24 protein-coding genes and 1 pseudogene are annotated in these 21,709 nt (G+C 37.8%); 12 read left to right on the plus strand and 13 right to left on the minus strand.

Translation table 11 applies throughout. The features are described 5' to 3' along the window. Window positions 1–820, plus strand: a pseudogene (msr(D), locus tag HMPREF2987_RS09325) (ABC-F type ribosomal protection protein Msr(D)); the annotation flags it as partial. Between the two features lie 117 nt (window positions 821–937). Here msr(D) and HMPREF2987_RS09330 read toward each other — a convergent pair. The 7 genes from HMPREF2987_RS09330 to HMPREF2987_RS09360 all read right to left on the minus strand — a co-directional run bounded on the left by HMPREF2987_RS09330 (window position 938) and on the right by HMPREF2987_RS09360 (window position 6,550). Further along, complete coding sequence (locus tag HMPREF2987_RS09330; protein WP_018374804.1) at window positions 938–1,237, minus strand: DUF5960 family protein; 300 nt, start codon at window positions 1,235–1,237, stop codon at window positions 938–940. Further along, window positions 1,224–1,592 (minus strand): hypothetical protein, encoded by a 369-nt coding sequence (locus HMPREF2987_RS09335; protein ID WP_075230303.1) that lies wholly within the window; start codon window positions 1,590–1,592, stop codon window positions 1,224–1,226. Before HMPREF2987_RS09335 ends, HMPREF2987_RS09330 begins: the two co-directional genes overlap by 14 nt. Then, complete coding sequence (locus HMPREF2987_RS09340) at window positions 1,589–3,004, minus strand: Y-family DNA polymerase (protein WP_075230304.1); 1,416 nt, start codon at window positions 3,002–3,004, stop codon at window positions 1,589–1,591. The genes HMPREF2987_RS09335 and HMPREF2987_RS09340 overlap by 4 nt, the downstream gene beginning before the upstream one ends. Before the next feature lie 4 nt (window positions 3,005–3,008). Continuing rightward, complete coding sequence (locus tag HMPREF2987_RS11080; RefSeq protein WP_180364516.1) at window positions 3,009–3,149, minus strand: hypothetical protein; 141 nt, start codon at window positions 3,147–3,149, stop codon at window positions 3,009–3,011. A gap of 206 nt (window positions 3,150–3,355) precedes the next feature. Then, window positions 3,356–4,045, minus strand: a complete 690-nt coding sequence (locus tag HMPREF2987_RS09350; protein ID WP_075230305.1) for a LexA family transcriptional regulator — start codon at window positions 4,043–4,045, stop codon at window positions 3,356–3,358. Window positions 4,046–4,131: 86 nt separating this feature from the next. Continuing rightward, the gene (locus HMPREF2987_RS09355) at window positions 4,132–5,469 is read right to left on the minus strand and encodes a DNA cytosine methyltransferase (RefSeq protein ID WP_079268956.1); all 1,338 of its coding nucleotides are present in this window, start codon (window positions 5,467–5,469) and stop codon (window positions 4,132–4,134) included. Between the two features lie 250 nt (window positions 5,470–5,719). Next, entirely contained in the window at window positions 5,720–6,550 is an 831-nt protein-coding gene (locus tag HMPREF2987_RS09360; RefSeq protein WP_024388626.1) for a hypothetical protein, read from the minus strand. Window positions 6,551–6,653: 103 nt separating this feature from the next. On the opposite strand from HMPREF2987_RS09360, the gene HMPREF2987_RS09365 reads away from it, so the two are divergent. Then, entirely contained in the window at window positions 6,654–8,522 is a 1,869-nt protein-coding gene (locus HMPREF2987_RS09365) for an ImmA/IrrE family metallo-endopeptidase (RefSeq protein WP_075230306.1), read from the plus strand. A 240-nt stretch (window positions 8,523–8,762) separates the two neighbouring features. Here HMPREF2987_RS09365 and HMPREF2987_RS11345 read toward each other — a convergent pair whose 3' ends face one another. Continuing rightward, window positions 8,763–8,891, minus strand: coding sequence for a hypothetical protein (locus HMPREF2987_RS11345; protein ID WP_257375206.1), 129 nt, complete (start codon window positions 8,889–8,891; stop codon window positions 8,763–8,765). 39 nt (window positions 8,892–8,930) lie between these two features. Here HMPREF2987_RS11345 and HMPREF2987_RS09370 point away from each other — a divergent pair, with 39 nt between their 5' ends. Then, a complete protein-coding gene (locus HMPREF2987_RS09370) occupies window positions 8,931–9,536 on the plus strand; it encodes a hypothetical protein (RefSeq protein WP_075230307.1) in 606 nt (201 codons plus the stop codon). A gap of 41 nt (window positions 9,537–9,577) precedes the next feature. On the opposite strand, the gene HMPREF2987_RS09375 is transcribed toward HMPREF2987_RS09370, so the two are convergent. From HMPREF2987_RS09375 to HMPREF2987_RS11350, 5 genes are all read right to left on the minus strand, one after another. Further along, a complete protein-coding gene (locus HMPREF2987_RS09375) occupies window positions 9,578–11,533 on the minus strand; it encodes a DNA polymerase (protein WP_075230308.1) in 1,956 nt (651 codons plus the stop codon). A 234-nt stretch (window positions 11,534–11,767) separates the two neighbouring features. Further along, window positions 11,768–12,316 (minus strand): DUF2815 family protein, encoded by a 549-nt coding sequence (locus HMPREF2987_RS09380; protein WP_029185051.1) that lies wholly within the window; start codon window positions 12,314–12,316, stop codon window positions 11,768–11,770. A gap of 4 nt (window positions 12,317–12,320) precedes the next feature. Further along, entirely contained in the window at window positions 12,321–13,442 is a 1,122-nt protein-coding gene (locus tag HMPREF2987_RS09385) for a DUF2800 domain-containing protein (protein ID WP_075230309.1), read from the minus strand. After that, window positions 13,435–13,758, minus strand: coding sequence for a hypothetical protein (locus tag HMPREF2987_RS09390; protein ID WP_075230310.1), 324 nt, complete (start codon window positions 13,756–13,758; stop codon window positions 13,435–13,437). Before HMPREF2987_RS09390 ends, HMPREF2987_RS09385 begins: the two co-directional genes overlap by 8 nt. Further along, window positions 13,733–13,867, minus strand: a complete 135-nt coding sequence (locus tag HMPREF2987_RS11350) for a hypothetical protein (RefSeq protein ID WP_015057839.1) — start codon at window positions 13,865–13,867, stop codon at window positions 13,733–13,735. The genes HMPREF2987_RS09390 and HMPREF2987_RS11350 overlap by 26 nt, the downstream gene beginning before the upstream one ends. A gap of 308 nt (window positions 13,868–14,175) precedes the next feature. On the opposite strand from HMPREF2987_RS11350, the gene HMPREF2987_RS09395 reads away from it, so the two are divergent. From HMPREF2987_RS09395 to HMPREF2987_RS09435, 9 genes are all read left to right on the plus strand, one after another. Continuing rightward, entirely contained in the window at window positions 14,176–16,461 is a 2,286-nt protein-coding gene (locus HMPREF2987_RS09395; protein WP_075230311.1) for a phage/plasmid primase, P4 family, read from the plus strand. A gap of 282 nt (window positions 16,462–16,743) precedes the next feature. After that, window positions 16,744–17,025, plus strand: coding sequence for a VRR-NUC domain-containing protein (locus HMPREF2987_RS09400; RefSeq protein WP_075230312.1), 282 nt, complete (start codon window positions 16,744–16,746; stop codon window positions 17,023–17,025). Then, entirely contained in the window at window positions 17,006–18,382 is a 1,377-nt protein-coding gene (locus tag HMPREF2987_RS09405) for a DEAD/DEAH box helicase (RefSeq protein ID WP_075230313.1), read from the plus strand. Before HMPREF2987_RS09400 ends, HMPREF2987_RS09405 begins: the two co-directional genes overlap by 20 nt. Continuing rightward, window positions 18,375–18,878: a hypothetical protein gene (locus tag HMPREF2987_RS09410; RefSeq protein ID WP_011184696.1), complete on the plus strand. Its 504-nt coding sequence runs from the start codon at window positions 18,375–18,377 to the stop codon at window positions 18,876–18,878. Before HMPREF2987_RS09405 ends, HMPREF2987_RS09410 begins: the two co-directional genes overlap by 8 nt. A gap of 185 nt (window positions 18,879–19,063) precedes the next feature. Beyond that, window positions 19,064–19,291 (plus strand): DUF7678 domain-containing protein, encoded by a 228-nt coding sequence (locus tag HMPREF2987_RS09415; RefSeq protein ID WP_075230314.1) that lies wholly within the window; start codon window positions 19,064–19,066, stop codon window positions 19,289–19,291. 88 nt (window positions 19,292–19,379) lie between these two features. Beyond that, on the plus strand, window positions 19,380–19,562 hold the full coding sequence (locus tag HMPREF2987_RS09420; RefSeq protein ID WP_024388637.1) for a DUF6900 domain-containing protein: 183 nt from the start codon (window positions 19,380–19,382) through the stop codon (window positions 19,560–19,562). Between the two features lie 47 nt (window positions 19,563–19,609). Further along, window positions 19,610–20,647, plus strand: a complete 1,038-nt coding sequence (metK, locus tag HMPREF2987_RS09425; protein ID WP_075230315.1) for a methionine adenosyltransferase — start codon at window positions 19,610–19,612, stop codon at window positions 20,645–20,647. A gap of 1 nt (window position 20,648) precedes the next feature. Further along, the gene (locus tag HMPREF2987_RS09430; protein ID WP_075230316.1) at window positions 20,649–21,014 is read left to right on the plus strand and encodes an HNH endonuclease signature motif containing protein; all 366 of its coding nucleotides are present in this window, start codon (window positions 20,649–20,651) and stop codon (window positions 21,012–21,014) included. 263 nt (window positions 21,015–21,277) lie between these two features. Then, window positions 21,278–21,709: a hypothetical protein gene (locus HMPREF2987_RS09435; protein WP_075230317.1), complete on the plus strand. Its 432-nt coding sequence runs from the start codon at window positions 21,278–21,280 to the stop codon at window positions 21,707–21,709.

The raw sequence follows: 21,709 nt of genomic DNA on the forward strand, positions 1-21,709 counted from the left end.
AAAGCGAAAACAGGCTCGTAAAATAGAACAGAAGGCAAAAGGTTCTTCAAAGAAAAAAAGTACTGAAGGCGGAGGGCGTTTAGCTCATCAAAAATCAATAGGAAGTAAGGAAAAAAAGATGCATAATGCCGCTAAATCCCTAGAGAACAGGATTGCGGCATTAGGAAAAGTAGAAGCTCCGGAAGGCATTCGCAGAATTCGTTTCAGGCAAAGTAAAGCATTGGAGCTCCATAATCCATACCCTATAGTCGGTGCGGAAATTAATAAAGTATTTGGGGATAAGGCACTGTTTGAAAATGCATCTTTTCAAATTCCGCTAGGAGCAAAAGTGGCATTAACGGGTGGTAATGGAACCGGAAAAACAACTTTAATCCAAATGATCTTAAACCATGAAGAAGGAATTTCTATTTCACCTAAGGCAAAAATAGGTTACTTTGCACAGAATGGTTACAAGTACAACAGTAATCAGAATGTTATGGAGTTTATGCAGAAGGATTGTGATTACAATATATCAGAAATTCGTTCTGTGCTAGCATCTATGGGGTTCAAACAGAACGATATTGGAAAAAGCTTATCTGTTTTAAGCGGTGGAGAAATTATAAAATTGTTGCTTGCTAAAATGCTCATGGGTAGATATAACATCCTAATAATGGATGAACCCAGTAACTTCCTTGACATACCAAGTTTAGAGGCTTTGGAAATACTAATGAAGGAGTACACCGGAACTATCGTGTTTATCACCCACGATAAACGATTACTCGAAAATGTAGCTGATGTAGTTTATGAAATTAGAGATAAGAAAATTAAGCTGAAACATTAAATTTTAGGTAGTCGCTGGTCAGTATAGTCTGTTCTGGCTGGCGACTCCATTGTTAAAGAGTATAAAGACTTGAGATTTTATGAAGATTAAAAATAGGAACAGTCAATTGAACTGCTCCTATTTTTCTGCTAAATATGTTGTAGTTTTCTTATATGTATAATGATAGATTAGTGGATTCTCATCTACGGTGCTTACGTCGAAAATGAAGAAGTGATCACGGTTATCTCTAGTCTTTTCCTTATTGAGGACAAAGTAATTCTTATGAGAAGTTGCCATTGTTTTGAGGATATCATCGGTCAGGAAGGTCAATGGAATATTCATATTGGAGTAGCGATAAAAGTCACGTTCAAAATCTTGGTAGCTCTCGCTGTAATAGTCCATTTGCAGGTGATTACGCTGAAACTCAAGCTGATTCATAGAGCACCTCCTCGACAAGTTCAATACTAATAATGTCTTTTAATTTCAAATTGATGTGACCTGTTGTAGTTTTTATCAAAATGAAATCTTTGGTCAGACTTGGTATTGTTCCAGTGTAGGAAACACGCTTGTTTTTTTCAATCACTTGAATGCGCGTGTTTAGTTGACTAGCGTATACTTGACTGAGGAGTAATAATTTCTTCTCTAGTGATAAGTCAGACATGTACGTTACTTTGTTTGTATCATCAGAGAGTGCTGATGTATGCTCAGATAGGAAAAAGCCCATCCATTTTTGCATCTTAGTATCCTGGTACTCTCTTGCTGATTGAAATGGTAAGTATGAACGGTCAATCATTTTAATCCCTCCAATCCACCAGCGGAATGACCGCCGATAAGTTTACTGCGTTCAATATTTCTGGAACCTTCAGTTAGGACGGTTCCTTTTTGTATGGCTAAAAAGCCAAACTGTTCTCTGACAACATCAATAGCTGTCTGAAGTCTATTATCTTTTTCAATTTGTTCTACATCATCAAAGAGTGATAGTAGAGTATAACTTTCATCTACGAAGCCACTATAAGATACACCAATTTGTCTCACTGCACCAGAGGTGTATTTTTTTCGGAATAATTCTAGTACATGACCAACCATTGTTTTTGGAAGATTTGCGGGTTCAATTTTTTTCTGAGCATTTATAGATTTTTTCATCTCAGTCCTAGAATAGCCAATATGGATTGAAACAACAGTTGCTTTCTTATGGGCTGAACGCAGTCGATTAGCAACCTGGTCAGCCATTTCAGCTAATACGATTTCAATTTCTCTTTGGGTTCTGTAATCTCTAGGAAGTACTTGTGAGTTACCCAATCCTCGTGATTTTGGTTTATAGGGTTCATGGACGTTACTCTCATCAACTCCATTGGCATGAAACCAAAGTTGAACACCGACTTTACCGAATTCTTTTTTGAGAATATCAGGATTGAAATTGGCCAGTTCTTTGATTGAATGAATGCCAAGTTTTTGTAAATGAATCTCGGTTTTACTACCAATCCCCCAAAAGTCTGTTAATTTTGGAATGGCCCATACCTTGGTTTCTACATCTTCGTATGACCAGTTAGCTCTCATTGTAGCAGTTTTCTTAGCTTCATTATCTAGAGCTAATTTAGCTAGAAGAGGATTGGAATTGCTCATTCCAACAGTTGAAATAATACCTGTTTTACGGTAAATATCTCTCTGAATCATAGCCGAAATATTATCTAACTTATCTTTCCTTGACATTGACTTATCAGAAATAAAGTAAGAGAGTGAGCTAGTAAGGTCAATAAAGCCTTCATCGATTGAATAGGGGAGAATGTCATCTGGAGCAGCATAATCTTGAAAGATATGCTGAATCTCTAGATTCTTCTCAATATATCTGTCCATTCGAGGAGGAACGATGAGTGTACGCTTTGCCCAGTGTTCAATAAACGATTGATACTTCGGTGTTACCTCAATTCCCTGTTTCCATGCATTTTGATAGCTGAATTTTCGAGTGTTGATATCAAATGGCAAGTCGTAGGAACGACCTACGTTAGCTTTACCGAAGACTTTCTTGAACATTGGAGAAGAAGCGAGAATCAATCCTGCCGAGTTATCCGCTCGGCTCATGACGCACAGTGATGTGTAGAGTGGATGTAAACCTCTATCCACACATTCTACCGAAGCGTAGAAGGACTTCATATCGAGGAAGGCTATGTCACTTTGAGGTTCAATAGAATAGTCGATATAGCCCATGGGATTATCTCCTTTTTAGTTTTTCAAGCTCTTCGATAAGTTCTCCGATATAGTCAGTAATGTCGTATTCGAATTTGTCAGTGGTGACGATAATACGTTCGTCTTTGATGTAAATCATTTCTTTAACATTCATTGGTATTGTCATCCTCCTCGGTCATAGTAATTAAAATAGAATCTTCTATCAAAAAAGCGTAAGGATAGATTTTAGCATCCTCATTTTGAGGAATAAGAATTTCATCGAATCTTCATTTTCTAGTCGTTCTTCAAAGTTGTCCATATTGAAAATTTCAACTTTACAATCAGGGTTGAAACCATACGTTCCAAGTTCTAAAATATCCTTTAGCTTCATGATTATACCCCCTCTACAGGCATGAAGTGTCCCACAACTAGACCAACAATTCTTGGCTCATCCTCATAAGGGATGAACTTCTCTGGATAGTCCTTATTCAAGGATACCATTCTAAATCCATCCTCATCACGGTAGAGTTTTTTGATATAAACAGAGTCTTTCCATGATAATGCATAGACCGCACCATCATAGTCGAAACCGTTCGAGCGAATAAGTGCGACTTCACCGCTCTTATAAACGGGCTCCATAGAATCTCCCTCAATCCATGCGGCAATATCGTAGCCGTATTGTTCTTCATCAGAGTAGACAGTTTCAGTTTCAAACTCGTCAAAGAATCCTTCTCCGAGACCAGCTGAGAGTTGGATATCTGATAGCACTTGGACTGAGAAGAGTGGAATGACGTTAGAAGCTTGTTGGGAAAGAAGAAGTTCCTCAACATAGTCCTCTGCCTTTACCTGATTATCAGGAGATAACTGAAGATAGTTATTGACGATATTGTATTCAGATTCAAAATAAGTGACTGGGACATCTAGGATTTTGGCGAGAGCTGTTAGGTTTTTTTGGTTAGGGATAGATTTACCTGATTCCCAATTATGAAAGGCAGTTCTGTTGATTCCAATTTTCGAAGCAATTTCGGATTGTGATAACTTTTTTTCATTTCTTCGATTCTTTAGACGTTCTTTTGAAAACATAAAATCCTCTTGTTAAATTATAACTTAACAAAATTATAACAAAAATACTAAAAATTGCAATATAAAATAGCCATACACGAGTAGGGCTATTCTATGTTTGTATGGATAGAAGCTAAGAAATCAGAAATTGGTTGTATAATTGCCCTTGCTAGCAAGACTGGGACAGCATTTCCAATTTGCTTATATGCTTTATCAAGAAGTGCATTTTCTGAAATAGGCTTACCGTTTTTTCCAATTGGTGAACCTAAACTGAAATCATACCAATCTGGGAATGTTTGTATTCTCTGAATTTCTTTTACAGAAAGACGTCTATTTTCTCCTTTAAATATCCATTTATTATGTCCTATTTTTTCCATTGGTTCACCTCCAGGATGTTGAGGTGCCTGACGTCCACTGGCTTGTATAGTGAAACTTTGTTCATCCCAATTTTTTTTTCTATTTCGACTCATGTAGATAGTACTATAAGAACCTTTAAAATATGGGCCAGGGTTATTTTCTAAATCACCGATAGCTTCTTTTAATGTAACCCAAGGCTTTCTTTCAGCAAAAAGGCTTATTTCGTTGGGGTTGCCATGAGTAGGTTGTGGAAGGGAGTAGGAATAGTTAAATTTTTTCACTATTTTTTCTTTGTGGACTCCAATTAAAAATACACGTTCTCGAGATTGAGGTACACCATAGTCCCTCGCATTGACTAGATGGGCAGTAACTTCATAACCAGCACTTGAAAAATCTTCAATAATTTGTTTAAGAACTTCACCTTTTCCAAGTGTCATCATTCCTTTGACATTTTCTGCTACAAAGAATTCTGGTTGTGTTTGTATCAGTGCGCGAATAAAATGTAAGTAAAGAAAATTACGTTCATCATCAATTAGCCTTGGTCCTGCTTCGCTAAAACCTGGACAGGGAAAGCCTCCAATCATTAGTTGATTATTAGGAAAGTGTGCTACTTTTCGTATGTCTTTTTGATGCTGAAGAATTTTATGATTAAAGTTTTTTTTGTAAGTTTTATTAGCTTCTACAAACATATCATTTGTATATACGGTATTAAAAATTGATTTTTTTCTTTCATTTTCATAGATTTCTTTTGAGCGAAACGCATCAAAAGCTTTATCATATCCGATTGAAGTAACCAGACCGGCTAATTCTGTACCTAAGTCTAATCCACCAGCACCTGAAAATAAACTTACAACATTAATTTTATTTTTAGGTTGGAAATTATTACATTCTTTAATTAATTCTTCATCCAACTCATCTTCAATGATTTTTGATGTTTCTTCTTTTATTTTGTTAAGTAACACTGACTGAATCTCATCTAGTGATAAGTCTTTTGCAGGTTTAAACTTACCACGAGAACGTTCAGTGGATTCGGATGTCTTGATATTACTTTCAAAATTTTGATGTGGTTCTATGCTTGTACTTAACATAATCTATGATTTTCTCGCACTCTCTATTAAATTCTGTAATAATCATTTTACCATATTTCTTTACATAAATCGAAACAATAGCTAATAAAGAATTTTTATTATATTTTGGTATGATTAGTATTTTCAGAAATTGATATTATCATATTTTTTTGTTTAGGATTATTATAGAAAAGAGAATAAATAAGTATTTAGAATCATTGTTTTTAACAATTAGACTTTAAACACTCTAATTTTAATAATTTCCACTGTGTTATGATTCTTTACGTGGAATTTTGATATTATAGTCTCTCTCTAATTCATCTAAAATATGATTGTGATTGATTTTAGTAGGTTCAACGGTAACAAACTCTCCGAGTTCAAATAGTTGTTTGGCACTAGAAATCGTCGTAAGCTCATCTAAACGCTTATATGGTTTAAATTTAGAATAAACATTCTTACCCCTATTTGATTTTTCTGTTATAGGGTTGATAGGTCTGTAGGCAACTTTAAATTCCTCAGTTACTTTATTTATGTTCTCAATACTAATTTCATCTAAACTTTGAATAAGTTCGGAAAGTGTATTAGCAGGAGTATCAGCAATATACATACAGTTAGCAACAGAATCACTTTCTCCGTATCCTTTTGCTACAGTTAGAATATCCTCAATGTTAAATATATCGGTAAAATTATCAAAAGTTTTTCCAGCTCTCTTACCGAAACAAATACTAACGCCTACAAAAGGTGCATTTGTACTTTCACTCCATTTATTAGCCCAACAAGTAGCAGCAGTAGTCATCCTTTGAAATGCTTTGCAGCCAAATTCATCTATAAACCTTTTATGCCCATACCAATTTCCAAAGTAGTCAGCATTTAATAACTTTGCAGAAATTTTTATTGGAGCCCCTTCTGATAAATGAATAATCACATCTGTTTTATTTTTACTGTCTTTGCTACCTATACCTTTTACATCTTGAATTATAGCTCCTGGTACAATACCTTCGTCAATCATCCATTTGGGTAATTGACTTGGCAAAGGTTGGTTAATATTCTGTTTTACAAATTCCACAATATTATTTTCAAATTCATCAGATCTTTTAGACATGGCATTACCTCCTAATTTATAAAATAATTATATCAAAAATCGTAAGCCTTTACAAAATGTGTTATAATCTTATTAAAAAATACACTTACTTAAAGGTGATTCATTGTTCGATAAATATATTTTTGATACTTACCATGAGTTAATCATAAAAACTGTTAGAGGATTCATTTTCAATAATAAAGATAATACTGATTTATCTACTTACATGGTGCCCGAACCTAATGGATATATTGAGTTTGATGATTTCGAACTATATAAGATTTACTATGAAGTAGTTGATAATTCTAAACTGAAACTTGAAATTATTGTGATTGCGGATGTTATTGTTCGTCAGTACATCAAAGGTGAAATGGAACTAGATACGAAATCGAAGTACGTTTCAGTCTATGTAGATATGGAGCTTGATTCAGGTATTAAAGTTTTTAATATTTACAATGCAGAGTTCAAATCTGACCAATATAAAAAAAATAAAAATTTGATGCTTAGTAGGGATTGGGTTCCGTACATCCCTAAGAAAGAATTTGATAACATTGCAGAATCATTTCTAAAAAAATATTATCCTGTAGCACTTAGGCAGCCAACTCCTATACCGGTAGAGTTAATTGTCGCTGAGATGGGACTTTCGATACATCGAGAGAAGTTAACATTTGACGATTCAGTTTTTGGTAAAATGGTTTTTAAAGATACTAAAGTAGAGGTGATAGAAAATGACCAACTTGTCTCGAAGCATTTTAGCAAAGGATGTATATTGGTAGATAAAGATGTTGTCTATAAGAGAAATGTTGGATCTTTCAATAATACTGTCATTCATGAGTGCGTGCATTGGGAATTACATAAAGTATTTCACGAAGTAAGAATGATACTTGATAATAGATACTCAGTATCTAGTAGTTGGACAGAGGAAAATCAGGCAGATTCTAGCATGTGGTCTCCACTTGATTGGATGGAGTGGCATGCTAATGGGATTGCTCCTCGAATCCTTATGCCAAAAGTTCAAACGAAAATTAAGATTAGAGAGTTATTTCAAACTTTAACCTTAGTAAATCCTGACATCAGTCGCTCTGAACTTGTACGTGAAGTGGTTGATGAACTTGCTGAATTCTTTAATGTATCCAAGCAGGCAGCAAAAATTCGAATGATTGACTTGGGCTTCAAAGAAGCAAACGGTGTTTACAATTACTTAGATGATAGGTATATGCACAATTTCGCTTTTGAGCTTGAAGCTTTTGATAATGGAAGTAGCTATACAATCACTTCGAATGATTTATGCTTTGAATATTGTTTTAATGAGTCATTCAGACAAATCATTGATGGAAATAAGTTTCTTTACATTGATAACCATCTTTGTTTAAAAGATAAAAAATATATATCCATGACAAAAGATGGACCAGTGATGACTGATTATGCTTATGAACATATGGATGAATGTTGTCTCCTTTTCAAGGTAAAGTCGAAGAAATATACTACCATATCTGACGAAGACTATTATGATTATGTATTGAATCGTGGGGTAACAAGAGAGAGCGAAATAAAAGCTGACTTTGTGGAGATTTTACAGAATCCGAGTTTAATGGATCAGTTACCACCTTTAGAAATGGTGAAACTTTCAAAAAATATTTCTGATTTATTAAAGGAATTACCTTTTGAATTCTCTGGGACATTACGTAGTCACAGAAAGAGGAAAAAATGCTCTCAACCATTATTAGCGAATATTGTTGGTATTACGGAAAAAACTCTCAGAAGTTATGAAACCAAAGAAGATAATCTACCTAAGCTTGAGTTAGCATTGGCATTTTGTTTTGCTTTAAAACTTATGCCTCCTATAAGCGAAGATATGCTTGAAAAGGCGGGACACAAATTAACTAAAATTCATCAGCATCAAGTTTATAAACTGTTACTAACGACAAGTTATTACAAACCATTAGCTGAAATAAATACGATATTACAAGCAGCACAAATGAAGACACTATAGACTATCAAATTTTTGATGGTCTTTTTTTTTTTAATCCAAAAAGCGGAAATTGAATTTCCGCTTTTTGCTCATTAATTGATTATTTCAAGGCTTTTTCTTATCAAGAACATTATAGCCAATAGGGTTTAGATACGGAAGTCTAGACTACCTGTTTTTTAGGGTTGCAAAGATCTATACTTATGTTGTAAAGATTAATCCTACATTTTATTGACTTCTTAAAGATACTTTGTAATGGGGAAATTATCCTACGTTATAGGCTTTAACTGTGTCTTTAAGAAATAGCAGTTCAGCTATAAAGCCAGCTGACCATGATTTAGCAAAGGAACTGCTGATGTGGTCAGAAACAAAATTTAATAGTTCTTTTGGCATGTCCAATTCCTTTGTGTACGAAGGAAAAGGAGACAACACATGTCAAATAATGAACAAAATCGAAACTCAAAATATACTCCAGATCGCTATCAAAGTGAAAAGTCTTATAATGGTGTAGAACCTACAGATACACAAGTATTAGCTCCTTTCGTTTTTAGAGATAAAACGATGCTAGTTAACGAGGATGTAAATCGAGATAATCTCAAAACATTTAATATCTATGGAAAGCGAATTCTTGTTGGATTTGTACCTGTTGAGCGAGAAGAGTTTGCGAATGTCCTTCGTGTCTTTAACATGGATACCAATGAATACTTGAGCCGTCATTCTAAAGGTAAGCATGATGATTTATCTTTAGATGAGATGTTACAGAATATGGATAATGATGAGAAATTTGGATACGATCCAACTGGAATCCCATCTCACGAGGAGAAACTGATGCTTATTGAAACACTTGAAGAATTGATTGATGTTGTTTATCAACGTAATGAAAAGTACGGTAAAATCCTCAAACTGATTTACCATGATTTCACGATAAGCAAACAGGAAATCATTGAAAAACTTGGTCTGAAAAAGACCCAAGGGTATGATGCAATCAAGAAAGCCCATGCACTCGCAAAGGAGGTATATAATGAACTAAATCAATAATTGAAAATCGCCATCTCAATTTCTGAGGTGGCGATTTTTTGCTAATCTTTCTGATAGAATAAGCATTCGTATCCGTCAGCACGAAGGTTAATATCAGACATCCAGTCTGGCGCAATTCTCATCAACGATGAAATCTCATCAAGTTTTTGTTCCCTTGGACATTCGATTATTACTTCATCATGTACATGGCCTACAATCTTAAACTCATTTAGTTGTTTCAGAGCAAATGCAAGAATATCACGACTGATAGCTTGGACAATGTTCTCCACAAATTTTGGACCATAACTTTCTAACCTCTCCCAACGTTTGGCAGTTCCAGTTCCTTCGTATGTGACAGACTCTCCACCGAACTGGTTCTCGCCAATTTTTGGCTTGATATACGATAGTTTACGACCAGAGGGAAGGGAGATGAACAAAATGCCACTTTTAACTTCAAATTGAATATCGTGAATTGATGTTGGAATTCGTTTCTTAACAGCTGTTTTTACAGCATTGTCAACATCCCACCAAAATAGGACGATATTTGGGTTGGCCTGTCTCCAGGAATCTACGAGTGGCTGTAACTCATTCTCAGAAAGCCCCATATCTATTGCTCCCATTGCCTTAAGTGCTCCGATTGATCCACCATAGCCACAAGCTAGCTCCGCAATTTTTCCTTTTTGTCTGAGTTCAGAATTTTGTCCATACTTTTCAACTGGTACTCCAAACATATGAGACGCAGACATACAGTAGATATCCTTACCTTGTTCAAAGACCTTACTACGCCATCTCTCACCAGCTAAGTGGGAGAGTACACGAGCTTCGATAGCTGAAAAGTCGCAAACAATGAATTTCTTTCCTTCACTTGGAACGAAAGCAGTACGGATAAGTTGCGATAAGGTATCCTGAGTATCGTAGAGTAGCTCAGTAGCTTCTAAGTCACCTGTTCTGAAAAGTTCTCTAGCTTCCTCTAGGTCACGAAGGTGATTCTGTGGTAAGTTCTGAAGTTGCACCAAACGGCCAGCCCATCGACCAGTTCGGTTTGCTCCATAGAATTGAAACATCCCCCTTGCTCGACCGTCCTTACAAACACAGTTCATCATGGCTAGATATTTGGATACACTTGATTTGGCGGCTTGCTGCCGAAGTTTAAGAACTTGAGCAGTTGTTTCATCAACCGTTTTGAGTAATTCTTTCACAGCTTTTTTGTCTAGAGAATCCGTAGTTACCCCATGTTCACGTAGCCAGCCAATCATCTGCAGAACAGAGTTGGGATTTTCAAGACCTGTTAATGCTTTTAACTCTTCTTGAATTTTGGCTTTGCTCTCTCCGTCTATTTTTATAGCGGCTTTTACAAAGTTAACATCTATGCCAATACCATGGTCATTTATAATCTGATCTTGGAGGTACTCATCCCAAACAAAATTAGGTACTGGGAAGTTTTTCAGTCGTTCCTTGATGGCCAATTCGACCTCAACATCACGTCTGTTGTAATCGATAAAGGTAGACCATTTGTCAGGCGCGTGATGAGGGAGGTTACGTGTCCGCCCACCGTTAATTTTCGTCGGCTTACAAGGTAAGCAGAAGTAGCGAATGAGGTCAGCTCCCTCCCTCATCTTTTGGTCTTTGAGTTTGAGAACTGTTCCAACTCCTTCAAGGGAGAGAGGAAGTCCTAAGTACGCTGACCAAATCATGCTACACCGCCATGAATTAGGCGAGAGAAATCCATCTAATAATAATTCAGGATGATGTTTCTTGAGCCAGTTGGACAGACAAATTCGCTCAAATGAAGCGTTGAATGCCCATTTGATGACTCTATCGTCTACTAAAGCTTCAAGAATATCTTGTGGTAACTTCTCTTTATTAAAGTCGTAAACAGTCACTGGTCCATTATCGACAGAAACCGCAAACAAAAGGATTTCAAAACTGTTATCTTCCGCATAGCGATAGGTACCAGATTTTCGTAAGTCAATTTCACAATAGGTTTCGATGTCAATGCTGAGTTCTTTAATCGGCATAGGTTGTCCTTTCTGGAAAAGGTGACAGAAGTACTGCCACCTAAAGTTTTATTTATTTTTCCGACTGAGTGGCGTTTGGCTAAGTTTTTCTTTATTTTGCTTTGCCCTACGATCAATTTCATTTCGAATGTCATCTCTTATGGTCATATACCCGAAGTATAGTCCGATTAGCACCCAGAGGCCCAAAATAGTACAAGTTAAAATAGTATACATCATCAATTTAATTCTCTCTTTCTAGTTCAAAAAGTCATCATCGTCTTCTGTCGCAAAATCATCCTCAGCACGAGTGCGTCCTCCGAGGGGTTCACCATCACGCAATTTTTGCAAGTTATTCAAACCGCAAGCAATACCTTTGTTGCCGTTAGAATTGAAAGCATAGAAGGTAATAGAAGCACGACCATAGATACCAGAGTACAATTCTGAAGTATCAATAATTTCTTGACGATTGCCATCAACCACACCAGGTTTATGCGGAGAGTTAGCATTTACGAAGTAAGCATTTTTGTACGCTTCATCATCAGGGCGTTCAAGATCACCGTCACGTAGAGGAGTTTTTAGAGTAGATAATGCAGGTACAGATTTGCCATTGCCTTTGAGTTTTGACTCACCTTCTTTGTAAGCTTGCTCAATGGCGGATTTGATTTTGTTAATGGTGACAGTATCCTCTTTTGGGATGATGAGTGAGGCACTGTACTTGGGAATGCTACCGTTAATTGACTTTGGCTCATTGGCATTTAAGTAGCTGAAGCGAGTGTTTGGTCCTGTAATTACTTTAGTTGTCATATAGTTAATCCTCTTTAAATTCATTTTTTGCTAGGTTCATCTCTTGACGGCTATCGCCAATAGGAACGAGTGTTGGTTTTCCACTTGGTTTTATGATAAGACCACCAAGTAGGTCATTAAAGGTTTTCTTACCAACGAGTTTGGTCATGGCAGTGATAGTGAGCAGTTTCTTCTCGTAAGGGTCAAAGCCAGCTTCAATCATAATCTGACTGACGGCTGACTCATCAGAGAATTTACGAACAGAGCGACCTTCAACCAGTTTATATCCTGGGATAGGATGTCCATCTGTTGCTTGATTTAATGCATAAGCTTTGATGTCGTTTGCCCATGAAATCAACAAATCTAGTTTAGGCAAAATCTCTGCAATGTCCTCGTTATCAAGGGTGGCTGGATTCGCAAACTCCATCTGGGCAAGAGCTAAATTATCCTCAGCACGTTTGCGACAGACATTCTTGAGTTTACAGAATTGGCAGTGTTTACCAGACTGCATTTCCCCTTCACCTTTGAATGCAAGTTCAGCTTTTGGAGCGAGCACGTTTTCAGCCCATTCAAGCAACTCAGTCTTTTCTATCTCAAAGGTAGAAATGTTATGTTTTCGTGGTTGAAAGATTGTCATGGTAACTTTATCGAAATCATAAAGTCCATCAAACATTTCAAGTGCTCCAAGTGCATAACACATCATTTGAGGGTTGTGGTCTGCATCAACTAGAACCCCAAGTCCGTGTTTATAGTCAATAACCTGAAGGAGTCCGTCTGCCACGATGATGCAATCCCCAGTCCCAAAGCCCTCAGGCACCCATTTGGAAAAGTCAAGTCGTTGTTCGACAAGAACTGTAGGGTCACGAGAGTAGCCTTTGGCTTTCTCAACTTGCTCGATGACATAGTTGCAATATTCTTCTGCACATTCCTGCATCTCATCGTTATAAAATACTAAATTCTCAGTTGGATCACGCGCATTCCTCCCTAAAGCATTCTCGACTAGATAAGCACACAACTCGTGAGCATCAGTACCTTCAAGGGCAAACTCAGAGGTTTCATCTGGTATATCTTCTGTTAACCGAACGGAAGGTGGGCAGTTCAACCAACGATGTGATGCAGAAGCAGATAGAATGGCGTGGTTAGTCATTACCAATCCCTCCAGCTTCTTCAAGGACTGCCGCAAAGTGTTTAGGGTCAAGAGCTGATAGAGAAGAAGCACCGTAAGCATTTAGAAGTGCACGAACCTCATTCTTAAATCCGTTTTTAGCTTTGGTCGCAAGGACTGCACGGACATCCTCCAATTGAATTTCCCTTCGTGGTTCAGATTTTGGTGATATTGGTTCAGGAACTGTTTCATCATCAGTAGATAGGAGTTTTTTGAACTCATCCACCAATCGAAGGTAGTACTTTGCGGTTTCTTCCATATCATGAATCAGTCTATTCAGTTCTTTCATTTTGCTCATTGATTTCTTCCTCCTTTATTTTACGAGCGAGTTGCTTTGAGATGACGCTGATGGCGGTGAGTGTATCGACCAGTTCATCATTGTGATTCACTGTTATTTCTTGAGTCATTTTGTGACCTCCTATCTTATTAGGTAGAGATGTGAACAGAAATTCCGGTTTTTATTAAAAATTTTTTGAATCGATGTTTTTCATCCCTTACACCTATATAGGTAATACTAGGATGTAATTTTCCGCTTTTTTATAAAATTTTTTTAATTTGGTAAACATGAAAATAATCTTCCTCTAACTATATAAAGGAAGATTATTTTTTTTGAAAAAAATTTTATTAAGGTGCGGAAAAATGAGCCATAGTTCTACCTAATAAGGTAGGAGGGAAAAATCTCCACACATCATTAATTACATTTGGAGGGTGCATAATGCAATTTACCTTATCTCATTCTGGACAGACTGGGGTTCAGACAACCACGGTTTATCCCAATCAAGTAATTATTACTGATGAAATATCGCTACAAACTGTTGTGCAATACGACCATGTGGCAGGGCTTTTTTTAAACAATACACGCTCAAATACCAATTTCATCCAGTCGGACGTTTTGGTCATGGATATTGATAATGACCATTCTGAAAATCCATATGAATGGATAACTGTAGAACGATTAAAAGAAATCTTTGCGGATTACAATTTTGCCTTGGTCACCAGTAGAAGTCATTTGAAGGCTAAAGGTGGCAAAGTACCTCGACCGAAGTTTCACATCTATTTTCAGATTGAAGAGGTAGCGGATAAAGACATCTATGTAGCAATGAAGGAAGAACTCTGTAATCAATACAAGTTTTTTGATGATAATGCTAAAGATGCGGCACGTTTCTTCTTTGGAAATCCGCAAGCAGAGGTAGTTTGGCATGATTCATGGCTAACTATTGATGAAGATTTGTTTCAAGCTGTGTCTATTGATGACGATGAAGATTTCGATGCAGATTTCTATACGCCACCAAATGGTCCAATCCAGCAAGGCAGTCGTAATTCTACCATGTCAGTCTTTGCATCAAAAATTCTAAAACGTTTAGGAGTAACGCAAGAATCAAGAGATGGCTTTGATGAACAGGCTCAGAAATGTGTACCGCCACTTGATAAAACAGAGTTAGATACCATCTGGGGAAGTGCAGTCAGATTCTACAATAGAACTATAAAAACATCCAAAGGCTACGTGGCTCCAGATGCTTTCAATAGAGAAACATTAAAACCAGATGATTACTCAGATGTAGGCGAGGCTGGTGTGCTTGCTAGAGAATATGCTAATAAGCTGGCCTACACCAATGCAACTGACTATCTTTACTATGACGGAACTCACTGGCGTGAGAATAAGCAGTTGGCACTAGGTGCAGTTGTACACTTTACAGATGAACAACTTGCTGAAGCGAATGCACTCTTGGAATCTGCAGATAAGCAACTTCAGTCTTCAGGTATTGATGAATTGACCATTAAGGATGGAGGAAAGCGTCTAGAAAATGCAGTCGAAACTCCACTTCAATTGAAATATTTAAAAGCCTATCTTGCAGCTAAAGAGTTCCATAAATTTGTCATGAAACATCGTGACTATAAGAATTTGATGGCTGTCTATAATACAGCCAAGCCGATGCTTTCAGTTGAATTGTCAGAATTAGATAGTGATGACTTATTACTCAATACCCCAGAGGCTACCTATGATTTACGAAAGGGAATAAATGGGCAACAAGAACACAATCCTGAAGATTACATAACAAAAATAACCGCAGTCTCCCCTAGTGATCAGGGAATGGGATTATGGCAGGAAACGTTAGCTACCTTTTTCTGTAATGACCAAGAATTGATTGATTATGTTCAAGAAATCATTGGAATGGCAGCCATCGGTAAGGTCTATCAGGAACACATGATTATTGCCTATGGAGGCGGAGCGAACGGCAAGTCTACTTTTTGGAATACCATCGCTCGTGTGCTAGGGAGCTATTCGGGTAAATTATCTGCGGATGCTTTAACTATGTCTAACAAGCGAAATGTCAGTCCTGAGCTGGCTGAGCTTAAAGGGAAACGTTTGGTTATTGCTTCTGAGATGGCCGAGGGGATGCGACTCAATACAGCCGTTGTGAAGCAGATTACCTCAACGGATGAAATCCAAGCTGAGAAGAAATATAAGGATCCCTTCCACTTTGTGCCATCACATACGCTAGTTCTTTACACTAACCATCTGCCTAAAGTAGGAGCGAACGATGATGGAACGTGGCGACGTTTGGTTGTTATTCCCTTTAATGCCAAAATCACTGGTCGCTCTGACATTAAAAACTTTGCGGACCATTTATATGACAATGCAGCACCAGCCATCATGTCTTGGATTATCGAAGGTGCAGAAAAAGCCATCAAAGCGAACTTCAAAACAAAAGTACCAACTGCCGTATCAGCATCCGTCAAAGCCTACCGAGAAGCAAATGATTGGTTAGGACACTTCCTTAGTGACTGTTGTCAAGTTGGTGATCAGTTGTCAGAAAAATCAGGAGAACTTTACAGTCAGTATCGTGCCTATTGCGCCAAAAACATGGAGTACACACGCAGTACGACCGATTTTTATTCTGCACTTGATCAGGCAGGTTTTAAACGAAAACGGACAAGTAAAGGTAACCTCATTCTTGGTTTGAAATTGGTTGATGATGGATATGATTTCTTAGATTAATGACCGACATTTTTAGCCAACTTACCTCCACAAGAGGGGGGCTAGACTAATTTAGGTGTGAAAGTCGTTGACTGAATGGTTGGAACTTATTTTGAATGAGGTTTCAGATAAATGCTTAAAACGACCAGCATGAGTAACATTTTTTGATTTTGTGTAGGTCTATTATGGTCTTTTCTAAAACTATCCTATAAGCAAAAATTACTATAAAAAGCCTATAAGGGGAGTTTTGGAAATGACTGCACTAGACCTACACACGTCAATTTGACGAAAGGATTTAGAACGATGAAAGAAAAGTACGTTGAGCAAGCTTTGGTGAAGTCTGTGAAAGCTAGAGGAGGCATTTGTCCTAAGTGGGTATCACCATCTTTTTCTGGTGTTCCAGATCGTTTGGTGTTTTTACCCAAGGGCAAGTTTGGCTTGGTGGAAGTAAAGGCTCCCGACCAGAAGCCAAGGAAGTTACAAGTGTCAAGACATAAACTGTTCGAGCGGTTAGGCTTTAAGGTTTATGTCATTGACCGCATTGAGATGATTGGAGAAGTGTTAGATGAAATTGACATTACATAACTATCAGGTAGTCGCTAAGGACTTCATCATAGGTCACCCTTATGCAGCAGTCATCCTAGACATGGGGATGGGGAAGACGGCTACAACCTTGTCTGCAGTAAATGAGCTGATGTTTGACCGATTTGAGGTTACTAAGGTTTTGGTTATTGCCCCACTGCGAGTCGCAAATACTGTCTGGAGTGACGAGATTGAGCAATGGTCTGAGTTGCGTAACTTACGGTATTCGAAAATAGTTGGTACTCCCAAGCAACGAAAAGTAGCCCTTCAGAAAGATGCGGATATCTATATCGTAAATCGTGAAAACCTACCTTGGCTGGTGGAACAATGCAGTCCGTATTTCAAGTGGGACATGGTTGTAATTGATGAATTGAGTTCTTTCAAGTCTTGGCAGTCCAAGCGTTTCAAAGCCTTCATGACTATGCGACCTTACATGAAGCGAGTGGTTGGACTAACAGGAACACCAAGCTCGAATGGACTGATGGACTTGTTCGCAGAGTTTAAAGTCATTGACGGAGGAGAACGTCTTGGTCGCTTCATCGGTGAGTTTCGTAGTCGCTACTTTGAAGAAGGTCGTCGCAATGGAAACATTGTCTATGAATACATCCCCATGGATTATGCGGAGTGTCAAATTCAAGACAAGATTAGTGATATTACCATTTCTATGAAAGCCCTAGATTATCTGGATATGCCCGAATTAATTTCAACTAAGAAACTGGTGCGTATGTCAGAAAAGGAAAAAGAAAAATACATTCAGTTTAAGAAAGAGTATGTCTTGTCAGAGTTAGACGGATTAGAAGTAACTGCCGCAAATGCTGCAAGCCTAACGAACAAGTTAGTTCAGTTATCCAATGGAGCTGTATATTCTGATGATCATACGGTTGTGCCACTTCATGAACAAAAACTAGATGCCCTTGAAGATATCCTCGAATCCGCAAATGGAGAACCTGTCTTAGTTGCCTATTGGTTCAAACATGACTTGGCTCGGATTACGGGTCGTTTAGAAAAACTCAAGATAACGAGTCGGGTGTTGAAAACAGAAGAAGATATTCGTGAATGGAATAAGGGCAATGTACCAGTTGGCTTAATTCATCCAGCTGGAGCAGGTCATGGGTTGAACCTCCAAAAAGGTGGTCACCACTTGGTCTGGTTTGGATTAACGTGGTCTTTGGAATTATACCAACAAACCAATGCACGACTTTGGCGTCAAGGCCAGGAGGCTGAGACAGTTGTTATTCAACACATTGTGACTGAAGGAACGATTGATGAGGAAATCCTCAAGGCACTAGGAAACAAAGATGCACAACAAGAACAGCTGATTGAAGCTGTTAAAGCACAAGTAGGAGGAACAGATGGATAAGGTGGAATATATAGCTAAAAACTATCGTGACATGAAAATGAAGTTACATTTAGTTCAGGAGAAATTGCTCAACTATCGACCTATCTCAGAGAATAGTGTGATTCAGTCACTGGTATTTGAGAAGTCAGAGCATGAAAAGGTCAAGAAAAGTAAAAACCATGGTCGTAGTGAGCTGATTTCTCTTAGTTTTAGAGAAAAACAAGAACAAGAAAATCAAGAGTACCTCAGTAGTTTGCTTAATACCTACTACTGCTTAAAAATGGATCTTTACTACTTTGAGTTCGTTATGGAGCTAATACCTGAGGATTTGAAGCCATTATCCAAGGATTTAATTTACTTAGGCAAGAGTTGGACTGAACTAGAAGAGATTTATGAAATCAGTCATTCAACACTTGCTTATCGTAGGCGTAAGATTCTAAAACAATTACGCAAGTGTTATCGTTGGACTTCAAAAAGCCTTGAACTTAAGGTGGAAGATTATCACATCCCTATCTAGTGATGGTTGAGTGCACTAAATTGGTACTAAATTAGCACTAAATTTGTACTGGTTTAGTACTGATTTTCAACCTAGACATGTGATATACTTAAGATGTCAAAAAAGATAAAAATCTCCCTCAAATGACTGGATATTCTTTGGCTGATAGGGTAATATACACCTAGAAAAACCAAAGGAGAATAACCATGTGGACTGACGGACGGATTGATTATCAGGGACAAAAAGTGGATTACATTGCCAAGGTTAGTACCCAACCTTCAGAAGTTGGAATTGACCTTGGATGTGTTTTCAAATTAGATATTGAAGTAGCTGAAGAAACAATCGTTTCTTACGACAGAGGATGGGAACTCTATCCTGAAACAGAAGAACGTGAAGCCATTCTTGAGGCGGTTTTGATGGTTTTAACTGTTTAAAATATCTTTAAATTTATGCAGAAATGACTGGATATATCTCCTTTTTAGAGTTAATATGTACACAACAAAAGAAGAGGAGAACAATACCATGACAAAGCGTCAACAAGAAAAACTCAATGCCCTTTTAACAGAAATTGCAAAAGAAGAACTTTTTGTAGAAACCTTGGAAAAACGTTGGAGCGACAATCTAGACTTCTACGATGTTTCGGTATGGGGTATCAAAAGAGCATTGGAGAGAGCCTACGAAGCAGGCCAAAAATCAGTAAAATAAAGTAAAGCCTAGCCTCATAAAGGTTGGGCTTTTTGCGTGGAGGAATTATGATTATTTCTAGTGAACAAGTTTCAGTTGGACACCCAGATAAAATCTGTGATCAGATTTCAGATGCCATTTTGACGGAGTGTCTCAAGTTTGACAAATCAAGTCGAGTGGCAGTTGAGACCTTAATCAAAGATACCCAGGTTATAGTAGCTGGTGAAATTTCGACAAGACATTACTTTAATCTCGAGAACATTGTTCGTCGGGTTGTCGAGCCACTTGGTATGAAGAATGTTCGGGTAACTAACCTACTTGGACTCCAAAGTTCTGATATTGCCCAAGGTGTTGATAATGGTGGTGCTGGTGACCAAGGAATGATGTTTGGTTATGCGACTGATGAAACACCTGAGTACCTCCCACTGCCTTATGTTCTAGCAACTCGAGTTCTTGAGAAACTGATGTCGCTTGGTCACCCCTTACTTGGAAAGGATGCCAAAGCTCAGGTTTCCTACGACTATGAGAAGAATCGGATTGATACCTTTTTAGTTTCCATCCAACATACTGAAATGGCCGACCTTGCCAAAGTGAAACGAATTGTGACCGAAGCTATGATGTCAGTAGCACTTCGTTACCGTCAGAATCTAGATTTCAAAGTTCTAGTCAATCCAACTGGTCGTTTCGTACTTGGTGGTTCATTGGCGGATGCAGGAGTTACTGGTCGAAAAATTGTGGCAGATACATATGGTGGTTTCGCACATCATGGTGGCGGTGCTTTCTCTGGAAAAGACCCAAGCAAGGTTGACCGCTCAGCAGCATACATGGCACGAAAGATTGCCAAGGATATTGTACGAGAAGGGTATGCGAAACGATGTGAAGTACAATTAGCCTATGCCATTGGAGTTGCAGAACCTGTATCGGTGTATGTAGAAACCTTTGGAACCAGTCGCTACACCACAAAACAACTGGAAGGAATGATTCGTGAGCGGTATGATTTAACACCACGAGGTATCATTAAGGAACTTCATCTCTTGAATGTAGACTACACCAAAACATCTTGCTTCGGGCATTTCACGAAAGACTATCTACCTTGGGAGAAGTAAAATGCCACGAAGACCAAGCATACCTTGTAAACAAAATGGTTGTCCTAACTTAGTATCATATGGTCAGAAGTATTGTGAGAACCATAAAGCAAACCACCAACTGGATTCCAAGTCAACCAGTGCAAAAGGATACAATGCCCAGTGGAACAAAGCACGACTTCGTTACTTAAAAGTTCAACCACTTTGTGTTCAATGCAAAGTCAAAGGTCGATTGACCAAGGCAACAGTGGTTGACCATATCACACCCCACCGAGGTGACCAAGAACTCTTTTGGAATCAATCTAACTGGCAAGCACTTTGTAAGTCTTGTCATGATAGAAAGACCAAGACGACTGACCGATATGTGGAATATTCCTATCGATTTTAATCTTGGAGTTTCGTTACAAAAGTATCTCATTTTTCACACATTGGGGGAGGGGGGATAAAATCTCTAAACCCTTGGGAGACTAAGACCGACGCCCCCTCAAACGTAAAATTTCGCAAAATTGATAGGGTGGGATATAAAAATCAATTCAAAATAGTAAAGAATCCAGTAAGAATATAGAATTAAGTGAGTGTTATTTTCGTAAATTCGTTTAAATTTAGGTACGAAAATAACCTTATTTTTTAGTATAAAAGTGAGGAACAGATATGAATAACTTTCAACGAGAACAAATTTGGTTGCTCAGAAAAAATGGCTTAGGATACGGTGAAGTTGCTAAAGTAATTGGTTTATCTAAAGACTCTGTTAAGAAGTATTGTAAAAGACATCCTGAGTTAAAGGGACAAGGAACATTACCGTATTTGATGGTTGAGAAACGAGTTCAAGATGGTACAAACTGTCCTCAATGTTTTCAACCTATGGTTCCTAATAAAACTGGACGACCGAAGAAATTTTGCTCAGATAGGTGCAGAATAAATTGGTGGAAAAATCATCAAGAGGAGCATGATAAGGAACAAACTGCATATGAAGAAATGACTTGCCAGTGTTGTGGTAGGTCATTTTTATCTTATGCCAATCCCAATAGAAAGTATTGTAGCCATGCCTGCTACATACAGATAAGATTTTACAAAGGAGTCTAA

The sequence above is a fragment of the Streptococcus sp. HMSC067H01 genome, assembly GCF_001814775.1.
Taxonomy (GTDB): Bacteria; Bacillota; Bacilli; order Lactobacillales; family Streptococcaceae; genus Streptococcus.

Bases quoted from the DNA above. Each gene is read 5' to 3' on its own strand.
- HMPREF2987_RS09430 (WP_075230316.1), top strand. From the start codon at position 20,649: ATGCCACGAAGACCAAGCATACCTTGTAAACAAAATGGTTGTCCTAAC.
- HMPREF2987_RS09385 (WP_075230309.1), bottom strand. From the start codon at position 13,442: ATGACTAACCACGCCATTCTATCTGCTTCTGCATCACATCGTTGGTTG.
- HMPREF2987_RS09335 (WP_075230303.1), bottom strand. From the start codon at position 1,592: ATGATTGACCGTTCATACTTACCATTTCAATCAGCAAGAGAGTACCAG.
- HMPREF2987_RS11350 (WP_015057839.1), bottom strand. From the start codon at position 13,867: ATGACTCAAGAAATAACAGTGAATCACAATGATGAACTGGTCGATACA.
- HMPREF2987_RS09435 (WP_075230317.1), top strand. From the start codon at position 21,278: ATGAATAACTTTCAACGAGAACAAATTTGGTTGCTCAGAAAAAATGGC.
- HMPREF2987_RS09375 (WP_075230308.1), bottom strand. From the start codon at position 11,533: ATGCCGATTAAAGAACTCAGCATTGACATCGAAACCTATTGTGAAATT.
- HMPREF2987_RS09380 (WP_029185051.1), bottom strand. From the start codon at position 12,316: ATGACAACTAAAGTAATTACAGGACCAAACACTCGCTTCAGCTACTTA.
- HMPREF2987_RS09370 (WP_075230307.1), top strand. From the start codon at position 8,931: ATGTCAAATAATGAACAAAATCGAAACTCAAAATATACTCCAGATCGC.
- metK (WP_075230315.1), top strand. From the start codon at position 19,610: ATGATTATTTCTAGTGAACAAGTTTCAGTTGGACACCCAGATAAAATC.
- HMPREF2987_RS09420 (WP_024388637.1), top strand. From the start codon at position 19,380: ATGACAAAGCGTCAACAAGAAAAACTCAATGCCCTTTTAACAGAAATT.
- HMPREF2987_RS09340 (WP_075230304.1), bottom strand. From the start codon at position 3,004: ATGGGCTATATCGACTATTCTATTGAACCTCAAAGTGACATAGCCTTC.
- HMPREF2987_RS09355 (WP_079268956.1), bottom strand. From the start codon at position 5,469: ATGTTAAGTACAAGCATAGAACCACATCAAAATTTTGAAAGTAATATC.
- HMPREF2987_RS11080 (WP_180364516.1), bottom strand. From the start codon at position 3,149: ATGACAATACCAATGAATGTTAAAGAAATGATTTACATCAAAGACGAA.
- HMPREF2987_RS09400 (WP_075230312.1), top strand. From the start codon at position 16,744: ATGAAAGAAAAGTACGTTGAGCAAGCTTTGGTGAAGTCTGTGAAAGCT.
- HMPREF2987_RS09415 (WP_075230314.1), top strand. From the start codon at position 19,064: ATGTGGACTGACGGACGGATTGATTATCAGGGACAAAAAGTGGATTAC.
- HMPREF2987_RS09395 (WP_075230311.1), top strand. From the start codon at position 14,176: ATGCAATTTACCTTATCTCATTCTGGACAGACTGGGGTTCAGACAACC.
- HMPREF2987_RS09390 (WP_075230310.1), bottom strand. From the start codon at position 13,758: ATGAGCAAAATGAAAGAACTGAATAGACTGATTCATGATATGGAAGAA.
- HMPREF2987_RS09405 (WP_075230313.1), top strand. From the start codon at position 17,006: ATGAAATTGACATTACATAACTATCAGGTAGTCGCTAAGGACTTCATC.
- HMPREF2987_RS09350 (WP_075230305.1), bottom strand. From the start codon at position 4,045: ATGTTTTCAAAAGAACGTCTAAAGAATCGAAGAAATGAAAAAAAGTTA.
- HMPREF2987_RS11345 (WP_257375206.1), bottom strand. From the start codon at position 8,891: ATGCCAAAAGAACTATTAAATTTTGTTTCTGACCACATCAGCAGTTCC.
- HMPREF2987_RS09360 (WP_024388626.1), bottom strand. From the start codon at position 6,550: ATGTCTAAAAGATCTGATGAATTTGAAAATAATATTGTGGAATTTGTA.
- HMPREF2987_RS09410 (WP_011184696.1), top strand. From the start codon at position 18,375: ATGGATAAGGTGGAATATATAGCTAAAAACTATCGTGACATGAAAATG.
- HMPREF2987_RS09330 (WP_018374804.1), bottom strand. From the start codon at position 1,237: ATGAATCAGCTTGAGTTTCAGCGTAATCACCTGCAAATGGACTATTAC.